At 55.6% G+C, this 23,960-nt stretch carries 15 protein-coding genes and 1 pseudogene; 4 read left to right on the forward strand and 12 right to left on the reverse strand.

Annotated features, from left to right (window positions below):
• The first annotated feature begins 3 nt into the window (after window positions 1-3).
• Genes JHU38_RS00565 through JHU38_RS00580 form a run of 4 tightly spaced genes read left to right on the forward strand, consistent with a single transcriptional unit; the run spans window position 4 to window position 8,469 of the window.
• Entirely contained in the window at window positions 4-2,973 is a 2,970-nt protein-coding gene (locus JHU38_RS00565) for a SusC/RagA family TonB-linked outer membrane protein (RefSeq protein ID WP_107581537.1), read from the forward strand.
• A gap of 11 nt (window positions 2,974-2,984) precedes the next feature.
• Window positions 2,985-4,634, forward strand: a complete 1,650-nt coding sequence (locus tag JHU38_RS00570; protein ID WP_107581536.1) for a RagB/SusD family nutrient uptake outer membrane protein — start codon at window positions 2,985-2,987, stop codon at window positions 4,632-4,634.
• 22 nt (window positions 4,635-4,656) lie between these two features.
• Entirely contained in the window at window positions 4,657-6,216 is a 1,560-nt protein-coding gene (locus JHU38_RS00575; protein WP_107581535.1) for a calcineurin-like phosphoesterase C-terminal domain-containing protein, read from the forward strand.
• 18 nt (window positions 6,217-6,234) lie between these two features.
• Window positions 6,235-8,469: a glycoside hydrolase family 31 protein gene (locus JHU38_RS00580; protein WP_107581534.1), complete on the forward strand. Its 2,235-nt coding sequence runs from the start codon at window positions 6,235-6,237 to the stop codon at window positions 8,467-8,469.
• 613 nt (window positions 8,470-9,082) lie between these two features.
• Here the strand turns inward: JHU38_RS00580 and JHU38_RS00585 are convergent.
• From JHU38_RS00585 to JHU38_RS00635, 12 genes and pseudogenes are all read right to left on the reverse strand, one after another.
• Window positions 9,083-9,562: a pyruvate ferredoxin oxidoreductase gene (locus tag JHU38_RS00585; RefSeq protein ID WP_107581533.1), complete on the reverse strand. Its 480-nt coding sequence runs from the start codon at window positions 9,560-9,562 to the stop codon at window positions 9,083-9,085.
• Window positions 9,552-10,064, reverse strand: a complete 513-nt coding sequence (locus tag JHU38_RS00590) for an RNA polymerase sigma factor (RefSeq protein ID WP_107581532.1) — start codon at window positions 10,062-10,064, stop codon at window positions 9,552-9,554. Before JHU38_RS00590 ends, JHU38_RS00585 begins: the two co-directional genes overlap by 11 nt.
• Before the next feature lie 94 nt (window positions 10,065-10,158).
• Entirely contained in the window at window positions 10,159-10,941 is a 783-nt protein-coding gene (argB, locus tag JHU38_RS00595; RefSeq protein WP_107581531.1) for an acetylglutamate kinase, read from the reverse strand.
• Window positions 10,942-10,988: 47 nt separating this feature from the next.
• Window positions 10,989-12,881 carry a biosynthetic arginine decarboxylase gene (gene speA / locus JHU38_RS00600; RefSeq protein ID WP_107581530.1) on the reverse strand — a complete coding sequence of 631 codons (1,893 nt, stop codon included), beginning with the start codon at window positions 12,879-12,881 and terminating at the stop codon, window positions 10,989-10,991.
• 11 nt (window positions 12,882-12,892) lie between these two features.
• Complete coding sequence (locus JHU38_RS00605; protein WP_107581529.1) at window positions 12,893-13,423, reverse strand: shikimate kinase; 531 nt, start codon at window positions 13,421-13,423, stop codon at window positions 12,893-12,895.
• Between the two features lie 9 nt (window positions 13,424-13,432).
• Window positions 13,433-15,760: a type I DNA topoisomerase gene (gene topA, locus JHU38_RS00610; RefSeq protein WP_107581528.1), complete on the reverse strand. Its 2,328-nt coding sequence runs from the start codon at window positions 15,758-15,760 to the stop codon at window positions 13,433-13,435.
• Window positions 15,761-15,845: 85 nt separating this feature from the next.
• Window positions 15,846-16,382: an NUDIX domain-containing protein gene (locus JHU38_RS00615; RefSeq protein ID WP_107581527.1), complete on the reverse strand. Its 537-nt coding sequence runs from the start codon at window positions 16,380-16,382 to the stop codon at window positions 15,846-15,848.
• A gap of 661 nt (window positions 16,383-17,043) precedes the next feature.
• Window positions 17,044-19,497, reverse strand: a complete 2,454-nt coding sequence (locus JHU38_RS00620) for a glycoside hydrolase family 2 TIM barrel-domain containing protein (protein WP_199222645.1) — start codon at window positions 19,495-19,497, stop codon at window positions 17,044-17,046.
• Between the two features lie 68 nt (window positions 19,498-19,565).
• Window positions 19,566-20,612 (reverse strand): glycoside hydrolase family 53 protein, encoded by a 1,047-nt coding sequence (locus tag JHU38_RS00625; RefSeq protein ID WP_232369786.1) that lies wholly within the window; start codon window positions 20,610-20,612, stop codon window positions 19,566-19,568.
• A gap of 174 nt (window positions 20,613-20,786) precedes the next feature.
• Window positions 20,787-21,923, reverse strand: a complete 1,137-nt coding sequence (locus JHU38_RS00630; RefSeq protein ID WP_317195994.1) for a DUF5114 domain-containing protein — start codon at window positions 21,921-21,923, stop codon at window positions 20,787-20,789.
• 3 nt (window positions 21,924-21,926) lie between these two features.
• Window positions 21,927-22,316: pseudogene (locus JHU38_RS12570) on the reverse strand (SusE domain-containing protein); the annotation flags it as partial.
• A 14-nt stretch (window positions 22,317-22,330) separates the two neighbouring features.
• The gene (locus tag JHU38_RS00635; protein WP_107581524.1) at window positions 22,331-23,935 is read right to left on the reverse strand and encodes a RagB/SusD family nutrient uptake outer membrane protein; all 1,605 of its coding nucleotides are present in this window, start codon (window positions 23,933-23,935) and stop codon (window positions 22,331-22,333) included.
• Window positions 23,936-23,960: the final 25 nt, after the last annotated feature.

Below are 23,960 nucleotides of genomic sequence, written 5' to 3' on the forward strand. Positions count from 1 at the left end.
ACGATGAAAAAACTTTGGAATAAAATGGGCGGAAGCCTACATCGAAGCATAGGGACAGCCGTATTGTGCCTCGTCTCCGCAGGCGTTTACGCGGGTAATCCCGTCAAGATAAAGGGCACCGTGACCGACAGTAAGGGCGAGCCGCTCGTGGGGGCGACCATCTTAGTGCCCGGAACGACGATAGGAACGACGGCCGACGTCGACGGGCGCTTCACGCTCGACGTGGAAGACGACAAGACCCTGCAAATATCATCTATCGGCTTTCAGACCGTAAAGGTGAAGGTAGGCAGAAACCATGAGCTGCGTATCGTGCTGAAAGACGACTCGCAAACGCTGAACGACGTGGTGGTCGTGGGCTACGGCACGATGGAAAAGAAACGGGTTACCTCATCCATCACCTCCATTAAGGGCGACAATCTCACCACAGGTCTGGGCGGTTCGACCATCGCCACGGCCTTACAGGGCAAGGTTTCGGGCCTTACCATCTCGGGTAGTGCCAGTCCCAACGCCTCCAACGGCTATCAGCTGCGTGGCGTGGCTTCGGTCAGGGCCGGCAAGGGACCGCTCGTCGTCATCGACGGCGTGCCCGGCGGTGACCTCCGCATGATCAACCAGGAAGACGTGGAGTCTATCGACGTGCTGAAAGACGCGTCGGCCGGCGCCATCTATGGTACACGCGCTGCCGCCGGCGTCATCCTCGTCACCACCAAACAGGCCAAGGAAGGCAAGGTGAAGGCCACCTATACGGCCGAGTTCTCTACGGAGTCGGTGCGCAAAAGTTTAGATATGCTCTCCTCGCGCGACTATATAGAATATGGTATAGGGCAGGACTATGGTTACGACACCGACTGGTATAAGGCCCTGACGCGCGACCATCCCTTCTCGCAACGCCACGTGCTGAGTCTTTCGGGAGGCAGCAAGGCGTTACAGATCTATACATCGCTGATGTATTCCGACCAGAAAGGTATCGTCATCGGTGACGGCCGTACCGACTATTCGGGCCGACTGAACGGCAAATACAAGATGTTCGACGGCAAGGTAGAGGTGATAATGAAGGCGCAGGTCAGGCAGACCGACCGCGACCGCCGCAACGGCTCGTCGTCGTTTCAGCAGGCCCTGACGCTCAACCCCACCATTCCGGTGATGAATCCGGAGAATCCGGCCAAATATAACGTCAACACCTTGGGTGTGGGAGGTACGTCGTGGAACCCTGTGGCCGACATCGCGCTGCAGGATTTCAAGGGCACCGACAAGTGGTTGCAGGCCGATGCCACGCTCAAAATCAACCTTATGGAAGGTCTGGCCCTGCAAGGTACGATGGGAATAGACCAGCGTCAGTACCAGAGATACACCTACCTGCACCAGGAACACCTGAGCTGCATCACGGCAAACCGCCGCGGCTACGCCACGCATTATTTCTCCAAGACCGACAACAAGAGCTTCGAGGCCTACCTGTCCTACCTCCGCGACCTCAACAGCTTACACCGGATGGACGCCGTAGCGGGCTGGAGCTTCTACGAAACCAACGGCGAGTCCTTCGACATGGGTAACGGCAACTTCACCGTCGACGGCATCGGACCATGGGACATGGGCGCCGGCACCGACCTCTCTGACGGTAAGGCCTCGATGGGTTCGAACAAAGACCCGCGCGAAAGGCTGCTGTCTCTCTTCGCCAGGGGCAGCTATTCCTACGACGACAAGTACATGGCCACCCTAAGTCTGCGCCATGAGGGCAGCTCCAAGTTCGGAAGAAACAACCGATGGGGCAACTTCTGGTCGGTATCGGCGGGCTGGCGCTTGAGCAAGGAAGCCTTCATGAAGAACCTGAAATGGGTGAACGACCTGAAACTGCGTGTCGGCTACGGCGTGACGGGCAACAACGACTTCAGCAGCGGCAACACCGTCCGCACCTACAAGGCCAACGACATGTGGCCCACCAACGGCATTTGGCAGCCCGGCTACGGCAGTACGAAGAACGTTAATCCTGACTTGAAATGGGAAGAGAAGAAGGAATTGGACCTGGGCGTCGACTTCTCGCTGCTCGGCAACCGCCTTTCGGGCAAGTTCGACTACTATGTCCGCAACGTGGACGATATGCTCTTCAACGTGCCCGCGCCCATGCCGCCGATGGTTTACGACAATATCATCAAGAACGTGGGAACACTCACCAACAAAGGATGGGAGTTCGAGCTGACCGGACAGGTCGTCAGCAGCCGCGATTTCAACTACAGCTCGACGATAAGACTGTCGCACAACACGTCGAAAATCAAGAACCTGGGCGACACCAACTCCTATCTTTACGGCGGCGCGTTTCCCAATTCCATGGGTTACGCTACAAAAATTGTCAACGGTTCGAAGATAGGACAATACTGGTTGTTCAAGTACGCGGGCCTCGACGCTGACGGGAAATGGCTCATTTACGACAAGGACAACAACGTGGTGCATGCCAAGGACGGCGCGACCAACAACCTCGTCGACGCCAACAAGCACTACGTGGGCAACGCCATACCCACCCTCATCGCCTCGTGGGAGCACCAGTTCAGCTACCGTAACGTCGACTTGGGCGTCTCGCTCCGCTCTTGGATCGACTTCGACGTGTTCAGTCAGCTCAATCTCTACCACGGATTGAAGAGCAACTCTGAAGAAAACGTCATGCGGATAGCCTATACCGACAACAAGAATATCAACGATACCCGCATCCTGACCGACTACTTCCTGAGCGACGGCTCCTTCCTCAAGATCGACGCCGTGACCCTCGGTTATACGCTCGACACCTCGAAGTGGCAGCGTTATCTGTCGAAAGCCCGCTTCTATCTCACCGTCCGCGACCTGGCGTGCTTCACTAAGTATCAAGGTTACAACCCCGAGGTAGACATTAACGGCTTGGAACCCGGATTCGAATACATCAGAAGCGCCTACACCATGTATCCGCAGACCGCTCACTGGACACTGGGCGTGCAGCTAACATTCTAATCTTCAGCTATATGAAAACCAAATATATCCTCCTTGCGCTGGCAGGCGCAACCGTATTCGGCGCGTGCAACTTAGACGAGAAGTTCTATTCCAGCGTCACACCCGACACCTTTATCACGACTTCCGAGAACACTTACGCCATTCTCTGCCGCCCCTTCACCCATTGGAAGTGGTACTTAGGCAACGACCGATGGTATCTTCAGGAACTCACGACCGACGAGATGACCTGTCCCACCCGCGGCAACGACTGGTACAACAACGGCGAATACATCCGCCTGCACGAGCATACCTGGTCGCCCACCGACCGCTTTGTCGTCAACACCTACGACGGAACGACCGGCGGCATAGCCCGTGCGTGGGAGGCCTATGACGATTTGTCGAAGGTGAACTACAAGGCGCTGGGCATGACCGACGCCGACAAGGCCGACCACCTGATGCAACTCAAGTCGATCGTAGCCTACTTCTATATGCGGGGGCTCGACTATTTCGGCGGCATGCCCATCTACAAGTCGAACAACGACCCCGTAGTAGGCCGCTCGACAGCCCGCGAAACCTACGATTACATCGAGTCGTTGCTCAAGGAAGCCATCCCGCAGTTGAAGAAAAAGGCCCGGTTAGGCGCGAGCGAAGACGGCTATATCAAGCAGGCGGCGGCCGCCACCATGCTGGCCGAACTCTACTTCAACGCCCAAAGTTATATCGGCGAGGAGCGTTTCACGGAATGTGCCAAGATCTGCGAGGACATCATCAACGGCGTCTACGGCCCCTACGCGCTCGACAAGACGTGGTACGGCCCTCACTGTTTCAACAACGACGAGAGTCCGGAGGCCATCTGGAACGTGCCTTCGCAGAACACCAAGCTGGAGTTCAACTGGTTCTACCGCTACTTCTATCATGGCAACTCGCCCAAATACTTCAACACCTCCTTCCCCGCCTCGTGCTGGAACGGCTTCTGCCTGACCCCTTCGCGCGAGAGCGAGACGTCGGGAATCTACACACAATGGAAGCTGGGCAACACCTATGAGAAGTTCGCCGCCACCGATTTGCGCAAGAAACCTTATCTCTACAACGGCAAAGGACAGTATGAAGGCATGTTCCTCGTAGGCGAACAGGTCAATCCCAATACCCATGAAAAGGTGCTGGGCATCAAGGACCGGGCCGGAAAAACGATTGTATTCCGCGACTATATCAATGTCGACGGCAAGGGGTCGAGCATGCTCAACGGCTCGGAAGAGTCAGGAATACGCCTTGTGAAAATGCCGATTCCCACCAATGACGACATCAACCTGCTGTGGAACCCGGACTTCCCGGCCATGCGACTGACCGAAATCTACTATATGCTGGCCGAATGCAGATGGCGTGCGGGCCGGAAGGCCGAAGCCGCCAAGCTCATCAACGCCGTCCGCAAGCGCAATTTCAAGGACAACGTCGACCCGAAGCCCGTGCCCGACGACTTCGATATATACCGTGTGGCCGACGAGTGGATGACGGAATTCCTGGGCGAAGGGCGACGACGCACCGACCTGATACGCCTCGGACTCTTCACCACGGAAGACTGGTGGACCCACAAGGCGTCGAACGACGACAACAAAAAGCGCTTCCCCATTCCGTCGGTCGACATCGCGGCCAATCCTTTGCTCAAACAAAATCCCGGTTATTAACCTCCTAACGCTTTTGACTCTTATGAAAAAGACTCTTTATTATATCTCTTTGCTGCTCACACTGATGACGCTTGCCGCCTGCGGCGAAGAGAAATTCGCCGAACGGATGGGCGACGACGACGCGCTTACCATCAAACATCATGTCGGCATGAATGTTGTCGGACGGGTGACGGTCGACGGAAAAGCCCGCGAAGGTGTCGTCGTGAGCGACGGTGTCACCGTTGTAGCCACCGACAAGAACGGCGAATACCAGATGCGGTCGAGCGGCCGACAGCACGTTTTCATCTCCGTGCCGGCCGACTGCGAGCTGCCTGTAGAGGAAGGGCTGCCCAAATTCTACAAAACGCTCGACTTCAGTAAGACCCATATCATACAGCGCAACTTCAATCTCAAGAGCAGGGAGCCGTCAAAAGACTTCACGCTCGTGGCCTTCGCCGACGTCCAGATAGGTAGTTCCAAGGATGTTGCCGAGCTGACCAACCCCGTCATGCCGGGCATACTGAGCCACACGAGCACGCTCAAGGGCACCGTCATCGGCATAAACTTAGGCGACATCTGCTGGAACAATCCCGACCTCTACGCCGACTACAAGCGCCAGATCGTCAGAAACGACTTTCCCGTGTTCTCGGTCATCGGCAATCACGACCACACCGAGAAGTACCACAACGACACGGAGTCCGACATCGACTTCCGCAACGCTTTCGGTCCCACCTACTATTCCTACAACATCGGCGACTGGCACATCGTGGTGCTCGACGACATCTTCTATCGGGGCATGACAAGTCACAACGACTACGAAGGCAGCATCACCCAACAGCAGCTCGACTGGCTGCAAAAGGATTTGGCATTTGTCGACAAGAGCAAATCGCTCATCGTGGGATTACACATCCCCACCTCGCGCCGCGGAAGCTCCGAGGCCGGCATTTCCAACCGTGATCGGCTCTACGCGCTCATCAAGGACTATCATCAGGTGAACATCCTTTCGGGCCACGTGCACAACAACTGCACCACGACCCTCGCGCCCAACATGACGGAATACAGTCTGGGAGCCGTCATGGGAGCCTGGTGGAACCACTATGAGCACTTAGGCGTGTGCAACGACGGCAGCCCGCGCGGCTATGGCGTGTTCTCATTCTCGGGCAACGAGCTGAAAAACGAGTATTACATCGGCGACGAGACGGCCCGCGACTATCAGCTAAAGGTCTACGCGCCGAAAGAGGCCTCCATGCGCTTCGGCCGTGCCCAGGGCGCGCTCACGTCGCCTTTCGACGCCATTCCGTTGCTGACCGACGACGCCCACGTGCTCATCAATGTCTTCAACTGGCACACCACATGGAAGGTGAAGGTGAAGGAAGACGACGGTCCATGGACCGTGCTCGAGCAGAATACGCTCTGCTACGACCCGCTGGCCGTGCGCCTGCTGCAATACGGCAATCCCTGGGAACAGCGTCCCTCGGCCGGTCCGGGCTATACCGACCACGTATTCCTCTACCGCCCTTCCAACGACGCTTGGAAAACGGTCACGGCAAGGGCCACCGACCCCTTCGGAAACGTATATACCGCTTCCGCCAATCACGAATAATTTGTCGCCCATTTTCTTATGAAAAAACTATCATTGCTCTGTATTCTTCTATGGGGCAGCTTGCTTCAGGCTGCCGCCATATCCGTAACAAACCCGATTGTGCTGGGCAACAATCGGCTTACACTCATCACGCCGACGCTCTTCCGCTTAGAATACTCCACCAACGGCACGTTCGTCGACGCGCCAACGTACTTCGCTTACGACCGTAAAAGCCTGCTTCGGCCCGATGAAATCGAGGTAAAGGAGCTGGGCGATGACATTTATGAGATTCGCACGAAGGCTCTGCGCATTCGCTACAAGCACGACGGCTACCCTTTCTCGACGTCGAACCTGAACGTGTTTTACCTGAAAAACGGCAAGGAAGCGAAGTTCACCAACCGTTTCATCCTACGCAACAACTTAGGCGGACCCGTGGAGACGCTTGACCGCGTGACCCACGAGATTCCCATGAACGACGGTATTCTGAGCAAGGACGGCTGGTATATGATTGACGACGCCCGCAGCGATCTCATTGTCAACGGATGGCTCCGGCCGCGCGACACCAAGATACATCTGCAAGACCAGTACTGCTTCGTCTACGGCAACGACTACAAGGCGGCTCTCCGTTCGCTGGGCGCCATCAGCGGACGGGTGCCCATGACGCGCAAATATATCCACGGCGTGTGGTACTGCCGCTACTGGGACTACACGTCGGATGAGTTTCTCGACATCATCCGGGGCTACGACAAGCACGACTTCCCGCTCGACAACCTCGTCTTCGACATGGGATGGCACACCAACGACGCCACGACAGGCGCCGGCCACAACGGGCTACGGAACTGGACGGGCTACACCTGGAACCGAAAACTCATCCCCGACCCACGGGCGTTGCTCGACGCCATCCACCGGCAGCACGTCTACGTGGCCCTCAACGACCACCCGCACGACGGCATACGCTCTCACGAGGAATGCTACGGGCCTTTCATGCGGGCCATGGGAGCCAAGCCGGGCGACAACCTGCTCTTCAACCCGGCCGACAGCGTCTATATGCGACGCTTCTTCGAGTTCGCGCATCATCCGTCGGAGCGCGTGGGCGTGGACTTCTGGTGGCTCGACTGGCAACAAAACTACCTCTATCCCTACGTGAGGGGCACCAACACGACGACGCTGGCCTGGATTAACGAACTCTATTACCGTGACTCCGAGCGCAACGGACTGCGTGGTTGCGGCTACAGTCGCTGGGCCGGATGGGGCGACCATCGCCATCCCATCCAGTTCTCGGGCGACGCCCAGGCCAACTGGGACATATTGGCTTTCGAGGTGAAGCTCACTGCCGGCAGCGGAAACGGCGGATGTTACTACTGGGCTCACGACATCGGCGGTTTCCGGGGGCAACCCAATCCCGAGCTGACCACCCGCTGGACGCAGTTCGGAGCGCTCTCGGCAGCCCTGCGCGTCCACTCTACCAAGGACCCGAAGCTCGACCGACGACCCTGGCTCGCCGACGAGGCCAACACCAACGCCATGCGGCGCATGTATCACATGCGATCGCGGCTCATGCCCTACATCTACAGTTGCGTGTGGCAGACACACAACACCATGCTGCCGCTCAACCGCTCGCTCTTCATCGACTATGGAGCACAGAAAGAATCGTTCGAAAACGCGCAGGAGTTCACCTTCGGCGACCTCATCCTGGCAGCCCCGATCACGTCGCCTGGCATGGGCGCGGACAAGCGAGCCACGCAGACCGTGTGGTTCCCCAAGGGCGAAACGTGGTATGACTATTTCACGGCCGAACGCTTCGAAGGCGGTCAGACCCGCCGGATAGAGAAGCCGTTGGACGAGTTTCCGATGTACGTGCGCGGCGGTTGGCTGCTGCCCATGCAGCCCTACACCAACCGACCGGCCTCGGCCCGGCTCGACACACTCGTCATGCGGCTTTATTCTCCCGGCCACGACGCCGACAACAGCTTCACGCTCTACGAAGACGACGGCCTGACGCTCGACTACACGAAAGGTCACTATGCCACGACCCAACTGCAATATACCGCTAAAAACGCCCATTCCATCGTAAAAATTCATCCCACTAAAGGCGAATATAAGGAGCAGACGACACAACGCGCCTACCGGTTGCGACTCTTCGGATTCGACAAAATCAAACAAGTGAAAGTCAATGGCCGCAGCGTGAAACCTAACTACGACACGACCTTGAAATGCTACGTAGTCAATGCCGATAGGCAAAGCATTCGCCAGGGGCTTAAAATTGAATTCTAATCGGCCATACGGTAGCGCCGACAGCGGCTTTTGTCAGAAAAAACTACCTGATTTTAACACTTCTACAACACGTCATTTAGCTGCCGGCACGCCGAAAAAGGCCTTCGGTTTGCCGATTTTGAACCCCTTTTATGCTCAAAGCTATGCTTTTATCGGCTCAAAGCATAGCGATTACACGGCCAAAGCATAGCTTTTAGCGGGTGAAAGGGCCGCAATTATAGCCTGAAAGCATAGCTATTAAAAGGCGAAAAAGCGAGGGAAAAAGACCATGAAAAACGAAAAACGTTGATAACCAGCGTTTTATAAACTCGCGCTACAATCGCTTATTTGCGCCTAAGTCTTTTCTTTCTCAAAATAACGCCACTTTTTTGAGGGTAGATGTAAAGATTATTCAGGGCTCGGCAGATATCGATTGATACTTGTAAACCTGTCTCCATTAATTTTCTATTGCCCCGTTGGCAGGTCAGACCAAAATGAAGCCCGCTTTCTCACGTTTGAGAAGCGGGCTTACTTACGTTAGTATGTTATGAAATTTTTGAGAGAATAGAAACTTCACAGTTTCATTTTTTTTGTTTTACTAAACATGATTTTTATAGAGAAAGCATAGAAATATTTACTTGATAAGATGGGGATCGGGCGTCTCTACGACATCAAGACTACTGTGTTGCATCGAGTCGATGACGGCAGAATCTCCTAATGCCACGCTGACACCACTCTGATGCGTCTTCACCATTTCACCGGTAGGATAGGAATCGTCGTTGAACGGCACCTGAGCGGCATTACCCAAAGTCAGCACAATGGCTACGATGGCGGCGGCCTTGAACAGCGGTTTGAGACGATCGGTCATGGTTATCATACGTGCCTTGACCTTAACGGGGCCTGCTATCTTGGCAAGCACTCGTTTGTCGAAGTCTTCGCCCAATACATCTTCCTTGGTCTCCTGCTGCTGATAGCAGAAAATCTCTTTGTATTTCAGCAATTCGGCCGGAATATCTTCCTGGCTGAAAAAAGCTCGCAATATCGCTTCTTCCTCCAGAGAAGTCTCGCAACGCCAATAGCGCTCTACAAGTTGGTTGATGTATTTATAATCCATAATTGTCTAATTCTTGAAATTTAAGCTTGACAGCCTGCCGTGCCCTGAAGATATTCACCTTGACTTGCTCTTCACTGATCTGCAGTATCTGAGCCACTTCCTTGTATGATTTCCCTTCAAAATCACGCAGTTGCATACAGGATTTCTGCTTTTCGGGCAACTGATCGATGATCTTTCTGACGGTTTCCACTTTATCGTTCCGACTCGTTTGCTCGTAGGGGTCAAAGCTATGGTCAAACTGCTCGTTGCCATTTTCGCCGAGCGAGTCGTTCTGATTGTCGTGTTTTTTAAGGCTGTCGAGTGCCAGATTGCGACAGATCGTGAAGCAGAATGCTTCCATCGAGTCGATTTCACTCCAGCAGTCACGCTTGTTCCAGACTTTAATCATCGTCTCCTGGACAATATCTTCGGCCTCGGCATGATTCACCGTAATACGAAGCGCCAGTCGATACAACTGGTTCTTGAGCGGAAGTATGTCGTTTTGAAAACTGATGATTTTCATCCTCGTTCTGATTAAATGACGTTTGATACGGACAGAAGTTACAAGTTGCTTCTACTTTCTTCTATTTTTAAAGCTCATTAACAATACCGGCATGTTATTGCTCGGCCTTGATGACGGTGCCATGATGGCCGTCGATAGCGTCGGCCCGGGTGATAATGACCTGCTTGACGCCTGTGGCTACGGCTTGCAAGGCGTTCTTCAGCTTCGGAATCATGCCGCCCGAGACGGTTCCGTCGGCCACAAACCTCTCGAAATCGGCAGGGGTTATGACAGAAATCAGACTGCTGTCATCATTAGGATCGCGCAAAACACCTGACTTCTCGAAGCAATAGAGCAGCGTCACGTCGTAGCAATCGGCCAGAGCTTTGGCCACTTCCGAGGCGATGGTGTCGGCATTGGTGTTGAGCAGTTGGCCACGGCCGTCGTGCGTAAGGGGAGCCATGACGGGCGTCATGCCGGCTTCCAGCAATGTCGAGAGCAGCCGGGCGTCGACCCACTCCACATCGCCTACGAAACCGAAATCCGTGCCGTCGGCCGTCACGGGCCGACGGTGACCGCGGATAACATTGCCATCGGCTCCTGTCAGTCCAAGGGCATTGACGCCCTCAGCCTGCAACCGGGCCACCACTCGCTTGTTCACCAGCCCGCCATAAACCATCGTCGCTACCCGGAGCATGCCTTCGTCGGTAACGCGGCGACCATTCACCATTCTGCTTTCAAGCCCGAGCCGTTCGGCCAGGCTCGTAGCGCTGCGTCCACCGCCATGCACTAAGATTTTTCTTCCGGGCAAAGCGCTGAAATCACGCAATAATTGGCCGAGCCGTTGTTCGTCTTCAACAATGGCTCCGCCAACCTTGACAATGTAAATAGATTCCATAAAAAGGGGAGATTAAACTGAAAAAGTAAGCCCCCGCAGCGAAAAGCCTACTCTAAATAGGTATAACCGTAAAGCCCCGAACGGTAGTTGCTGAGGAAGTTCTTGCCTTCCTCCAGACTGATCTTACCCTGTCTGACGCTCTTGGTAACCCAGGTTTCCAATTGGCGCACCAGTTTCTTGGGGTTATACTGCACATAGTCGAGCACGTCCTCCACCGTCTCGCCGTCGAAAATCTGGTCGATATGATACTTACCGTCTTTCACCGAAATGTGAACGGCGTTGGTATCGCCAAAGAGATTGTGCATATCGCCCAGTATTTCCTGATAAGCGCCTACGAGGAACACGCCTAAATAGTAAGGTTCATTGCGCTTCAGCGGATGCACGGGCAGCACATGGCCGATGTGACCGCCGGTCACGAAGTTGGCAATCTTGCCATCACTGTCGCACGTAATATCCTGCAACGTAGCGTTGCGAGATGGCTTTTCGTCGAGTCTTTGTATCGGAACGATGGGGAAAAGTTGGTCGATGGCCCAGCTATCGGGCAGACTTTGGAAGAGACTAAAGTTACAGAAGTATTTGTCGGCCAGTATCTTGTCAAGTCCACGCAGCTCTTCGGGCACATGCTTGATTTGCTTGGCCAGCATATTAATTTCATGACACACGCTCCAATACATACTTTCGATTTCGGCACGAGTCTTCAAATCGACGATACCGTGCGAGAACAGTTCGAGCGCCTCGTCGCGAATCTGCTCCGCGTCGTGCCAATCTTCGAGCATGTTGCGGGTATTCAAGTTGTCCCAAATCTCATAAAGATCCTTCACCAACTGGTGATCGGTCTCTTTGGCTTCAAACTCTTCGGGCATTTCGGGCAGCGAAGCGGTTTCCAAAACGTCGATGACCAGCACCGAATGATGAGCCGCCAGCGAACGACCGCTCTCTGTTATGAGGTTGGGATGCGGGATATTATTCTTGTTGGCCGCGTCTACGAAGGTGTAAACGCAGTCGTTCACGTATTCCTGTATGGAGTAATTGACCGAACTTTCGCTACTCGATGAGCGAGTGCCGTCGTAATCCACGCCCAAGCCACCGCCGCAATCAACGAAGTCAACGTTATATCCCATCTTGTGAAGATTGATATAGAACTGGGCCGCTTCACGCAAAGCAGTTTGAATACGCCGTATTTTCGTAATCTGACTACCGATGTGGAAGTGGATAAGCCGCAAACAATCGTGCATGCCGATGGCGTCGAGCTTCTTCAAAGTCTGGAGCAACTCAGCCGAAGTTAGGCCAAACTTGCTGGCGTCGCCACCGCTTTCGGCCCACTTACCGCTGCCACTCGAAGCCAATTTAATGCGAATACCGAGATTCGGTTTCACGTCAAGTTTCTTGGCAGCCTTGGCAATGATATCGAGCTCATTGAGCTTTTCGATGACAATAAAGATACGTTTTCCCATCTTTTGGGCCAACAACGCCAGCTCAATATAGCTCTGATCCTTGTATCCGTTGCAGACAATGAGCGAATCACTCTGGCACTGCACGGCGATCACAGCGTGCAATTCGGGTTTCGATCCGGCTTCCAATCCAAGGTTAAACTTGCGTCCGTGACTGATAATCTCTTCCACCACGGGCTGCATCTGGTTCACCTTAATAGGATAGATTATGAAGTTCTCGGCCTTATAGTCATATTCCTTCTTGGCCTGCTGAAAGCAACTGGCCGTCTTTTCGATACGATTATCGAGGATATCGGGAAAACGCAACAGCACAGGAGCGGCCACATCGCGCAACGCCAATTCATCCATCACGTCGCGCAGGTCTATCTGCGTGTTGTCTTTACAAGGCGTCACAAAGACATCACCTTCTTGGTTGATACCAAAGTAAGAGGTTCCCCATCCGTTGATGTTGTAAAGTTCCTTGGAGTCTTCTATTGTCCACTTCTTCATTTGCGGTACTTCTATTCGATTGCTAACAGCTGTTTTAAACTTGCTACTGAAAATTTTATTTTCTCGTAATTATCCATCAGGCTTACGTCGAGCGTGTATTTGGCCCGGGCGTAATAAGGTTCACGAGCCCGGAGTTGCTCTCCGATAAATGTCTGCACCTCTTCGGGTGTCTTATCGAGCAACAGAGGCCTGACGGTCTTGCCCATCTTCAGATGTCGGAAGAGCACCTCGGGCGTTGCTTTCAGATAAATGGTGTCGCCTTGGCGGTTCAGATAGTCCATGTTGTCAAAGAAACAGGGGGTGCCGCCACCACAACTGACGATGACATTCTCAAACTCGGCCACCTCGTGCAGCATGTTGCGCTCGATTTTCCGGAAGCCTTCCTCGCCCACTCTGTCGAAGAGCTGCTTCACGCTTTGGCGCATACGGCTCTCGATATACCAATCGAGATCGTAGAAAGGCAGGCCCAAGTCTTTGGAAAGAGCATTGCCGACGGTAGTCTTGCCCGATCCCATGTAGCCGAGAATGATGATACGACGCATGGCGGTCAATTACTTTTTGCCTCGCTTAGCCTTAGGTTCGGGCGCGTTGTTCACGATGTCCATGCACTCGGCATAGGTCAGTTCGCGGGCTCGTTCGTGCATGGCCTTGGGCATACGGTAGTTCTTTCCGTCATAGACGATATACGGTCCGTATCGACCGTTGAGCACTTCGAGTTTGGCGTCTTCGTCAAAAGTCTTCAGATGGCGTTCTTCCTCCTGCTGGCGCTTGTCGACGATGAGGCTGACGGCACGTTCCAAGGTGACCGTCATGGGGTCTTCGCCCTTGGGAAGCGACACGTATTTCTTATCGTGAAGCACATAGGGGCCGAACCTTCCTGCACCAATCACGACGTCGGAGCCCTCATACCGGCCTATGGTACGGGGCAACTTGAAGAGTTCAAGAGCCTCTTCCAGCGTGATTGTCTCCATGCTCTTGTCGGCGGGCATTTGCGAGAAGCGGGGCTTCTCCTTGTCGTCGGCCGTACCGATCTGCACGACGGGACCGAACCGGCCGATCTTCACGAACACAGGTTTTCCCGTCGTGGGATCAATACCCAGTTCACGCTCGCCGGCCTTATGTTCCGAACGGGCATTCATCACGTTTTCCACCGTGGGTTCGAAACCTTTGTCGAAGTCCTTCATCATGGTTGTCCACTGCTCCTTGCCCTCGGCAATGCGGTCGAACTGCCGCTCCACCTTGGCAGTGAAGTTGTAATCCATGATTCCGGGGAAGTTTTCCATCAGAAAATCATTCACCACGATACCGATATCGGTGGGCAACAGCTTACCTTTCTCACTGCCGGCCATTTCCATTTTCGTGCGGCTCGCTATTTTGATTCCTTTCAACGAATCGACCGTATAGGTACGCTCCACCCCTTTCTTATCGCCTTTCTGCACGTATTCGCGCTGCTGAATGGTCGAGATGGTAGGCGCGTAGGTCGACGGACGACCGATACCGAGTTCCTCAAGTTTGTGTACCAGGCTGGCTTCCGTATAGCGGGCGGGGCACTGACTGTAACGCTCGGTCGACACGATTTCACGCCGCTGCAGCGACTGTCCCTTACGCATGGCGGGCAGCATGTGGCCCGATTCCTCCTGTGTGTCATCGTCGTCGGTAGACTCGCGATATACTTTCAGGAAACCGTCGAAGGCTACTACCTCGCCCGTGGCGACGAAACGCTCCGTCGTACCTGACACGTTGATACTGACAGTGGTCTTCTCGATCTCCGCGTCTTGCATCTGACTGGCCGCCGTGCGCTTCCAAATGAGTTCGTAGAGGCGGCGTTCCTGGGCCGTTCCCTCTATCATTCCGCGCCCCATCTCGGTGGGACGGATGGCCTCGTGAGCCTCTTGAGCGCCCTTGGAATGGGTGGTAAAGTTACGGGGACGGCTGTATTCCTTGCCATAAAGACGAATAATCTCATCCTTGCTCGTATTGATGGCCAATCGGGAAAGGTTGACCGAGTCGGTACGCATGTAGGTGATCAAACCGCTTTCGTACAACCGCTGGGCCACCATCATGGTCTGACTTACGGTGAAACCCAGTTTACGGGCGGCTTCCTGCTGCAGTGTCGAAGTGGTAAAAGGAGGTGCCGGCGACCGCTTCAACGGTTTTTTGGCGATGGAATCGATAGAAAACCGTGCTTCCCTGCACTTTTCCAAGAAGGCCAAAGCCTCTTCATGAGTCTTGAAACGGGTATCGAGTTCGGCCTTCAACTCCGATTGCGAACCGTCGGCGTTCTCCATGCCGAAGATGGCATTGAGCCGATAGTAAGGCTCACTGTTGAAGTTCTGAATCTCTCGTTCACGCTCCACGATCAGCCTGACAGCCACGCTCTGCACGCGACCGGCCGACAACGCCGGCTTGACCTTGCGCCAGAGTACCGGCGAGAGCTTAAAACCCACCAGACGGTCGAGCACGCGACGGGCCTGTTGGGCGTTCACCAAGTTCATATTCAGATGGCGAGACCTCTTGATTGCCTCCAGAATGGCCGGCTTGGTGATTTCGTGAAAGACGATGCGGTTGGTCTTTTCCTCGTCCAATCCCAGCACTTCGCAAAGGTGCCAGCTGATGGCTTCTCCCTCACGGTCCTCATCGGACGCTAACCATATCTTATGCGCTTTCTTTGCGGATGACTTCAGTTCCGAAACCAGTTTTTTCTTTTCGTCCGGAATTTCGTAGTCGGGCTCCAGCGTTTCCATGTCTATGCTGAGCTCTTTCTTCTTCAGGTCGCGTATATGACCGTAGCTCGACATGACCTTATAGTCCTTTCCCAAGAACTTCTCTATTGTCTTGGCCTTGGCGGGGCTCTCGACGATGACTAAATTTTCCTGCATGTTAGCTGATGTTATTGATTTTTGGGCGCAAATGTAGTCATTCTTTTGTTTATACCTTATTTATATAGTAATAATTTGACTTTTTTTAAGGAATAGCCTGTTTGCGGACTTCTAAAAACCGCATAAGTCCCTGACGGATAGAGCGCAGGCCAAACTGACCGGGGTCTATTTCGGCAATGGGAATCCACATGACTTCGGCCACGTCGTCCATCGCGCTGACATGGCTCGTGTCGCCCACCCGACAACGGTAAAACAGGTCGAGCGTATGGATGTCAACGCCTGAATAAGGATAGATATTGGGCAACGAAAAGAGATATTCCAACGCCACGACGTCAAGGCCGGTTTCCTCTTTCACCTCGCGACATACTCCCTCTTCGGCCGTCTCTTCCATGTCGACAAAACCGCCCGGCAGGTCGAGTGTGCCCCGAACCGGCTCTTTCTTGCGCCGTGCCACGAGCAATTCGTCACGGTCGTTGACAATCAGGGCCACGGTGGCCGACGAAGGATTGGCATAATAAGTGAAACCACAATCGGCGCATTGCCGGCTCTTTTCATTGTGAACCGAGAAGTGGGAAGAACCGCACAGCGGACAGTAGCGAAAACGTTCTAACGGATGTTGCATAATCGGTATATATGAATGGATTTTCAAAAGGGCTGCTTTGCGTTTCCAAAAGGGCTACTTTTGCAAGGTAAAAGCATAGCTTTTGGGAGGTAAAAGGGCTGCTTTTGCAAGGTAAAAGGGCTGCTTTTAAAAAGCGATTGTTAAACTGTTGATTATCAAGCGATTAAACATCAGCTTTTCGGCATCATACCAAAACGTGCTTTATCAGGGTTCAAAGTTAAGAATTTTCTTTCATAGGACAAAATCCAATACTACGTTCCGCCTTGGCAATCAGGCATTAAACATTGATAATTTTAGAAAAACTTTTGACATAAAGACATGTTTTTTCATTGTTGTTTTTTTGACATAAAGACATAAGGACATATTTTTCTTATGCTGTTTTTTTTGACATAAAGACATAAAAACATATTTTTTAGCCGCGAGGAACAAAGACATAAGGGCCGTAAGCGGCCAAGAAAGACAGAAAGCTAAGTGGGAAATGGGAAATCAGAAATGAGAAATGAAAAGCGTGGAATGTAAAATAGAATGTGAAATGCGAAAAGGTAAGCTATCTACATTTCGCATTTCACACTCTTCAGTTAGTTCTCCCTCCCTTTGGGTCGCTGTTCGCGGAGCGAGATAATTGTAAATCGCTGGCTGGAGGAAAAAGCAAAGTAATCCTTCATTTTGCCTTCAGTCGTAGGGTGGCGGACAGATTACGCCGGGGAGCGCGCACAGTCACACGGATGTCACCTGCTGCCGTACCGCTCTTCACAACGAGGACAAGCTGTCCGGCGAAGAGTTTCATCTGCGGACGGGTGAACGATTCGAGGCTTGTGGCGTCACCGTTGCAGACGGCCTTGAAAGCGCCCGCACCCTCCACGTCGAATATCAGTTGGTCATCGGCCGTGGGAACGAGGTTGCCCGCCTCGTCGGTCATCGACACGGTGATGAAGCAGAGGTCGTCGCCGTCAGCATGAATCACCGGGCGGTCGGGCTCCAGCCGCAGGCGTGCGGGGCTTCCCGCCGTGCGAACCAGCGTGCTGTCGACAGCCTTGCCCGTGGCGTCGTAAGCCACCACCTTCACCTCACCCGGCTCATAGGTCACGTCGGTCCACATCAGGCGATAGCGCCGAAGCAAGTCCATGGTCTCCATCTGTCGCTTCTCCGTGGCCTCATCGGCCGGCGGCAGTGAGTAGATGGTGTGGCGCAGGCGTCCTTGGCTCTTGCCGTTGATGAAGAGTTCGGCCTCGGGATAGTCCGTATAAACGAACACCGGCGTGGTCTGTCCTTCACGTCCGGGCCACGTCCAATGAGGCAAAAGGTGCAGCGTATGTTTCCGTTTGTTCCACACCGAGCGGTAGAGCCAGTAGCGGTCCTTGGGCAGTCCGGCCAGGTCGCATATACCAAAGTAGCTCGACCGGCTGGGCCAGTACTCGTCGTAGGGCGTCGGTTCGCCCAGATAGTCGTAGCCCGTCCATACAAACTGCCCGATGGTGTAGGGCCGGTCGTCTTGCATCAGGAAGTCGGCGTCGGGCAGATTGCTCCATGAGCAGAACTCTGTGTCGTAGCCCGAGCACTGCCCGTCGGGGTAGACGGCGTGGTCACTGATGGTCACGGGAAACTTATAGACGCCGCGCGAAGACACCGTAGAGGCCGTCTCCGACCCTAAGAGGAAGCCTTGAGGCAGACGCCCGATGCCGCTACTGTACTTGTAGTCGCGGTAGTTGTAGCCCGGCACGTCCATCACTTGGGCGAAACCGCTGCGCAGGGCCTCGTCAATACGGTCTATACCCTGCGTCACGGGACGTGTGGGATCGAGACGATGACAGAGGTCCTGCAGCCTTCGGGCCGTCTCACGGCCCTCCTCACTCCACTGCTCCGGTATCTCATTGCCGATGCTCCACATGACGATGCTCGGGTGGTTGCGGTGATTGAGCACTAAGTTGGTGATGTCGCGGTCGGCCCATTCGCCGAAGAAGCGGACGTAGCCGTTCTTACATTTGGGATAGAACCACATGTCGAAGCTCTCGGCCATGACCATCATGCCCAGCGAGTCGCACACCTCCATCTGCATCGTCGACGGCATATTGTGGCTCGTGCGAATGGCGTCGCAGCCCATCTCCTTCATCGTCTCGATCTGGCGAATGAGCGCCGCCTTGTTGACAGCCGTGCCGAGCGGTCCCAGATCGTGGTGAAGACACACGCCCTTGAACTTACGGCTTCGGCCGTTGAGCATGAAACCGCCCTCACGACCGACCGTCACCGTGCGTATACCGAAGCGCGTCGTGTGGCGATCGATCGCTTGTCGGCGGCCGTCGGCCTGCCGAATGTCCAAGGAAAGACGGTAAAGGGCGGGCGACTCGGGACTCCAAGGCCGGGGCCGGGCTACAGTCAGCAGTCGGCTTTCGGCCGTCTGACCCGTCGGTGCCCGAAACGCAGCCACCACATGGCCCTCATCGTCGATCACGCGGCCTTCCACCCGCTTGCCTTTCATCGGTCCCACGGCTTTCCAGTCTATCCTGAGCTGCGCTTCGGCGGGCGTCAGGCTGACCGTGCGCACGAAGACCGACCAGTCGTCGAGACGCGTGGCGGCCGTCGTGATGAGCTTCACGGGGCGGTAGAGACCCGCTCCGGGATACCATCGGCTACTCTCCTCGCGGTTGTTCAGGCTGACGACGATCATGTTCCGCCCGTTCCGGTTCAGAAAGGGCGTGATGTCTACCCGAAAAGCGTTGTAGCCGTAGGCCCATCGGCCCGCCTTGCGGCCGTTGACATAGACCACGGGTTCGCTCATGGCCCCGTCGAAAAGGAGTTCGGCGTGCCGGCAGTCGGCCGGAACGCTGACGGTCGTGCGGTAATAGCCCCGTCCGATCCAGGGCAGCGCCCCCGAACGGCCGCTCTTTTCGGTGGCCTGCCGCTCGCCGTTCTGCTCGATGGCCACGCGCTGCAGGTCCCACCGCTTGTCGAACGGCCCGTCGATGGCCCAGTCGTGGGGCACCTCAACGGTCTGCCAGCGCACGCTGTCGCGGCTGAACGACCAGTGGCGCAAGTCGCGTTCGATACGAGTCTTCGCCTGCAGTGACATGGCGCAGCAGGCGAAGACTAAAAAGAGAATTGATTTTTGAATATTCATGAATCATGTTTTTGGTGTTGTCGGAAAGGAAGAAAAGCCCGGCGAAGACGTGCGCCCGACCCGGCTTCTCACTGTCGGAAGGCGTCAAGAGCCTCAGTGGGCCGCCCGTTGTCGAAGCATCCTTTGTCGTAGCCGCCGTTATAGCCGGCCGGCGCCTCGGGTTCCCAATAGAAAATGCCTTGTAAGTGGCCCGTGGCACGGCCGTCGCGCATGATGGCGGCGATGCACCGGCGGCAGGCCGAGGCTTCCTGATAGCCCATACCGATTTCGCAAAGCATGACGGGCTTGCCATAAGTCTGATAGAGCTTGGCGACGTTTTCCACGCAGGCCTTGGCCATAGCCTGCCAGTTGGAGGCCTCGGGATAGAGCGACATGCCTATCATGTCGTACTTGCCGCCTTGTTGTTTCAGGTAGTCGAACATGCGGGTGTAGAGTTCGAGCCTGTCGCCGCAATCGATATGCACGATGACCTGCGTGTCGGCGAAGACGCTTTTGGCGGTGGCGTAGCCTGCGTTGAAGAGCTGAGCCAGGTTGGCCCCGTTCTCAATCTTACCCAGAGGATAGAGCATTCCGCCCCGCGTCTCGTTGCCTATCTGCACCCATTCAGGCTCTATGTCGTAGGTCTTGAGCAGGGAGAGCATGGCCTTCACGTGGTCGGCCACGGCCGTTTTCATCTGTTCGAGATCGTAGTCGGCCCAGGCGGCGGGCGTCGCCTGGTGAGCAGGATCTGCCCAAGTGTCGCTAAAGTGGAAGTCGATCATCAGGCGTAAGCCCAGACGGTGGGCCCGCCGCGCCTTGACGAGTACGTCCTGCATGTTGTTCCAGCCCTCGGCGGGATTCACCCACACACGCAGCCGGATGGCGTTGACGCCGCATTGCTCCTTGAGCAGCGCCATACACTCCTGCGGCTGTCCCTGTCCGTTGTAGAATACTTGGCCCTCGTGCTCCAGCTGCGTGAGCCAACTGACGTCGGCCCCCTTGGCAAAGGTTCCGCGCTCGACACGCGTCGTGTCGGTGCCGACGATACTCTTCGGGTTGATTTCCTGTTCGCACGAGGCCATGCCGCTCAGTGCGAGAATACTGAAAAGAAAGGAAATGATATTTTTCTTCATCATAACGATTATTTATTTGGTGATGGAATAGGTTGCTCTACAGAGGTCGACTTCGATGGTGAGCGTAGCTCCGATGAGGCTGTCGTCGAGCGGAATGTTCTTGCCCGCGTAGACGGTGGAGCCGTCGGAACCGCCGAAGAACGTGTCCCAGTTGTTATTGACGACGAACTTGAAGCCTCAAGGCGTGGCTGCCGATGGCTTGACGACGGCCCGATAGACGCCTGGCCGGGCGGTGGCTTCCATCTGAACGAGGCTCCAGTCGTCGCCAATGCCCGTCAGCTGAACCGACGTCACGGGCGTCGTGGTGTAGCTCAGCTTCTTCAGCGAAGCCGTGACGAGATAGAGACCGGCCTGTGGGGCGGGCACGTTGTCGTTGCCGTCGAGGACCAGCGTCCCCGTCGCGGCGTCGCCCGAACCCAGTCCGTAGCACGGATTCCACACGTCTTTCTCGGGATAGAACTTGTAGCCCCACTTCGAGTTGACATCGCAGAGGCCCGCGTAGCTCAACTCATCTTCGTTGTAAAGCGTCAGATAATTGTCGAAAGTCCATTTGCCCGACACGCCGTCGTCAATGCCCGAGAGGTAGAGACGGCGGGACGTTTCGGGCTGTACGGCCCCTCCTGTCTCGGCCACGCAGGTCCATCGGTAGGGGTCGGATAAGTCGAGCGTGAGCGTGTTGGGTCCTTTCTGCGCGATGGCGACCATGATATCGCCGGGCGTGGAGCCGAAGACGAGACCGTCGTTTTCCTGCGCGAAGGCCACGGTCCGGGCGATAGCCTTGGCGTCGTCGGTACCGGTGGTGAAGTTGTAAGCCTCTCCCTTACCGGCAATACGGATGGTTATCGTGCCCGACGCGGCCGCGTCGAAGGCGAGTGTCCAGCGGTTGGCCTTGCGGTTGTAGACGAGTTGGCCCGTAATGTCGCCGCTGACGTCGAGCGACGATACGTGAAGGGCGCTCCAGCGGGCGTTCCGCGTGTCGACGACGGTGTAGTAGCAGCCCTCGAGACCGGGATACCAGAAGTTCCACTTGCTGTCGGCACTGCTCATGGCGAAGGGCGTTCCCGTCACGCCATCATTGCCCCAGACCACGCCGTTGCCCTCTTGCAGGTAGTAGTTCCACCAGCCCGTGACGCCGAGGAAGCCGCTGTAGACACCGTCGAACGCCTTGGAGGCCAGCAGCAGGCCCGTATCTTCCCGGCCGGAGTTGAGCACGACGCCCCGGGTCATGTCGATGGTGTAGGGCGTCACCCGCATCGTATAGGTGTTGCTGTAGGTCGGCGGCATGTTATCGGCCAGCGTCGACCTGACGCGCACATAGAGTGGCGAGGCCTTGTCGCCCTCAAGGCCGACCCGGCCGGCGATGGAATTGAGTTCCTCTACCGTGTATTGGCGCGACGTCTCGCCCTTGTTGAGCGGCTGGTCCACGCTCTCGGCGAAGTTGTCCGATGCCGAAAACTGCAGCGTGTTGACCGTGGCGTAGTCGGGCAAGAGCACGCGGCGGTCGTTCGTCTTCATCTTGCTGTTGTCGTTCCAGTGGAGCGTCAGGGCCAGGGAAGCCTTGGCCTTGGCGCTGAGAACGGCGTCGCCCGAACCCGACAGCGTAAGAGCGTCGGGGCCGGAGGTGGCGGTCAGGTCGCCGTCGGCCGTGCAGGCGACGGCAAGAACAAGGGCTGTCACCATGAAAAGGATATGTCTGAGTGTTTTCATCTTGCTTCTCTTATTTAATAGTTGACATTCTTGAGGTTGGGATTAGCGGAGAGCTCGGCCGCGGGGATGGGGTAGACGGCGTATTTGTCGTCGGTGGAACAGCCGTCGCGGACGCCACCCTTCCACTGCCACAGGTAGCTGCTACCCGTGAAGCGGCCATAACGGATGAGGTCGGTGCGGCGCGTAGCCTCCCAGTAAAGTTCACGGCCACGCTCGTCGAGGATGAAAGGCAGCGTGAGCTGAGCGTCGGTGATGAGGCCCGTGGCGTTGCCATAGGCCCGCCGGCGCAACCGGTTCACGCATTCAAGAGCCTCGGCCCGCGTGGCGCCCTGCCCACCCCGGAGCACCGCTTCGGCCAGCATGAGATAGACGTCGGCCAGCCGGAAGACGGGGAAGTCTATGTCGGCGCCCACGGCTCCCGTGTTGGAGGCCGCCTCGCCGGCGTCGTTCAGGTTAGAGAATTTCTCGCCGAAGAAGCCTTGGCTCTGGTCGTCGACGGCTTTGGCGAGCCACTGCTGTTGGCCGTCGGTATAGAACATGGCCCGGCGGTCGCCATTATCTTTCAGGTCATTGAAGAGATGGGGCAGTTCGCCACGCACGCGAAACATTCCCCATCCGTTTGTCAGTCCATAGGCGGCGGGCGACTGTGAGCTGGAGTTGCCACACTGTCCGCAGACGATATAAGTGGTGGCGCCCCATGAAACGGTGTTCACGGCACTGACCACAAAGGGGAAGATGATTTCGTTGACGCGTTTGTCGTTATCGGCGTTGAAAAGTTTGGAATAGTCGCTTTCGAGCGAGTAACCGGCCGCCATGACCTTTTGGCAAGCCGCCACGCAATCGGTGAACCGTTCGCCGGCCCCATAGACCTTGGCGTTGAGATAGAGCTTGGCCAGCAGAGTCCACGCGGCGGGCTTCGAGGCTCGACCGTATTCACACTCGGCGGGGTCGAGCAGGCCGTCGTCGGTTATGCTTTTGAGTTCTGTCTCGATAAAGTCGAAGAGCTGCTTGCCGGTATAGGCGGGCGGCGTATAGGCTCCCACGCCCATCGTCTCGTCAACGAACGACCCCTGACCGAAGAGGTCAAGCACGTAGTAGTAGGACAGAGCACGCAGGAACCGGGCCTCCGCACGGAAGGCCTTGAGCTGTCTTGCCTCGTCGGACGCACCCTTGCCGAAGGCCGCGACTGCCTCATCGGTGGCATGACGGAGAAACTCGTTGCACAGCGAGATGGTGTAGTAGGCCCGGTAGTAGGTGTCGGCCACCCACGGGTCGTTGGCGTCCCAGGTCATATAGGTCAGGTTTTCCATCTTGTCACCTGACAACCAGGTGGCTGCCAGCTCGTCGGTGGGCGCCTCCTGCAGGTTGAAATAGCCGCGCAGGAAGTCGTAACCGCTGTTGCTTTTCAGGTCGGCGTTGCCGCCTCCCTGCTCCTGTCCGGTGATGACGAACGACGCGTAGAGCTTCGCCAGCACCTGTTTGTAGTTTTTCAGCGAGTCATAGACCTCCCGTTCGGTAGCCTGCGAACTCGTGTGGGGCATTTGGTCGAGGTCGGCAGTGCAGGCCGTGAGGGTCAGCAGCAGTGCCACGACAGCATATAATTGTTTGTTTCTTTTCATTGTTCAGGTATTTTTAGGATGTTCG

Source organism: Prevotella illustrans, from assembly GCF_017426725.1.
In the GTDB taxonomy this organism is placed as follows: Bacteria; Bacteroidota; Bacteroidia; order Bacteroidales; family Bacteroidaceae; genus Prevotella; species Prevotella illustrans.

Excerpts from the sequence above, each read along its gene's own strand:
- JHU38_RS00565 (WP_107581537.1), top strand. The coding sequence starts at position 4 with ATGAAAAAACTTTGGAATAAAATGGGCGGAAGCCTACATCGAAGCATA.
- speA (WP_107581530.1), bottom strand. The coding sequence starts at position 12,881 with ATGAAGAAGTGGACAATAGAAGACTCCAAGGAACTTTACAACATCAAC.
- argB (WP_107581531.1), bottom strand. The coding sequence starts at position 10,941 with ATGGAATCTATTTACATTGTCAAGGTTGGCGGAGCCATTGTTGAAGAC.
- JHU38_RS00590 (WP_107581532.1), bottom strand. The coding sequence starts at position 10,064 with ATGAAAATCATCAGTTTTCAAAACGACATACTTCCGCTCAAGAACCAG.
- JHU38_RS00625 (WP_232369786.1), bottom strand. The coding sequence starts at position 20,612 with ATGATGAAGAAAAATATCATTTCCTTTCTTTTCAGTATTCTCGCACTG.
- JHU38_RS00575 (WP_107581535.1), top strand. The coding sequence starts at position 4,657 with ATGAAAAAGACTCTTTATTATATCTCTTTGCTGCTCACACTGATGACG.
- JHU38_RS00635 (WP_107581524.1), bottom strand. The coding sequence starts at position 23,935 with ATGAAAAGAAACAAACAATTATATGCTGTCGTGGCACTGCTGCTGACC.
- JHU38_RS00605 (WP_107581529.1), bottom strand. The coding sequence starts at position 13,423 with ATGCGTCGTATCATCATTCTCGGCTACATGGGATCGGGCAAGACTACC.
- JHU38_RS00620 (WP_199222645.1), bottom strand. The coding sequence starts at position 19,497 with ATGAATATTCAAAAATCAATTCTCTTTTTAGTCTTCGCCTGCTGCGCC.
- JHU38_RS00580 (WP_107581534.1), top strand. The coding sequence starts at position 6,235 with ATGAAAAAACTATCATTGCTCTGTATTCTTCTATGGGGCAGCTTGCTT.
- JHU38_RS00615 (WP_107581527.1), bottom strand. The coding sequence starts at position 16,382 with ATGCAACATCCGTTAGAACGTTTTCGCTACTGTCCGCTGTGCGGTTCT.
- JHU38_RS00570 (WP_107581536.1), top strand. The coding sequence starts at position 2,985 with ATGAAAACCAAATATATCCTCCTTGCGCTGGCAGGCGCAACCGTATTC.
- JHU38_RS00585 (WP_107581533.1), bottom strand. The coding sequence starts at position 9,562 with ATGGATTATAAATACATCAACCAACTTGTAGAGCGCTATTGGCGTTGC.
- topA (WP_107581528.1), bottom strand. The coding sequence starts at position 15,760 with ATGCAGGAAAATTTAGTCATCGTCGAGAGCCCCGCCAAGGCCAAGACA.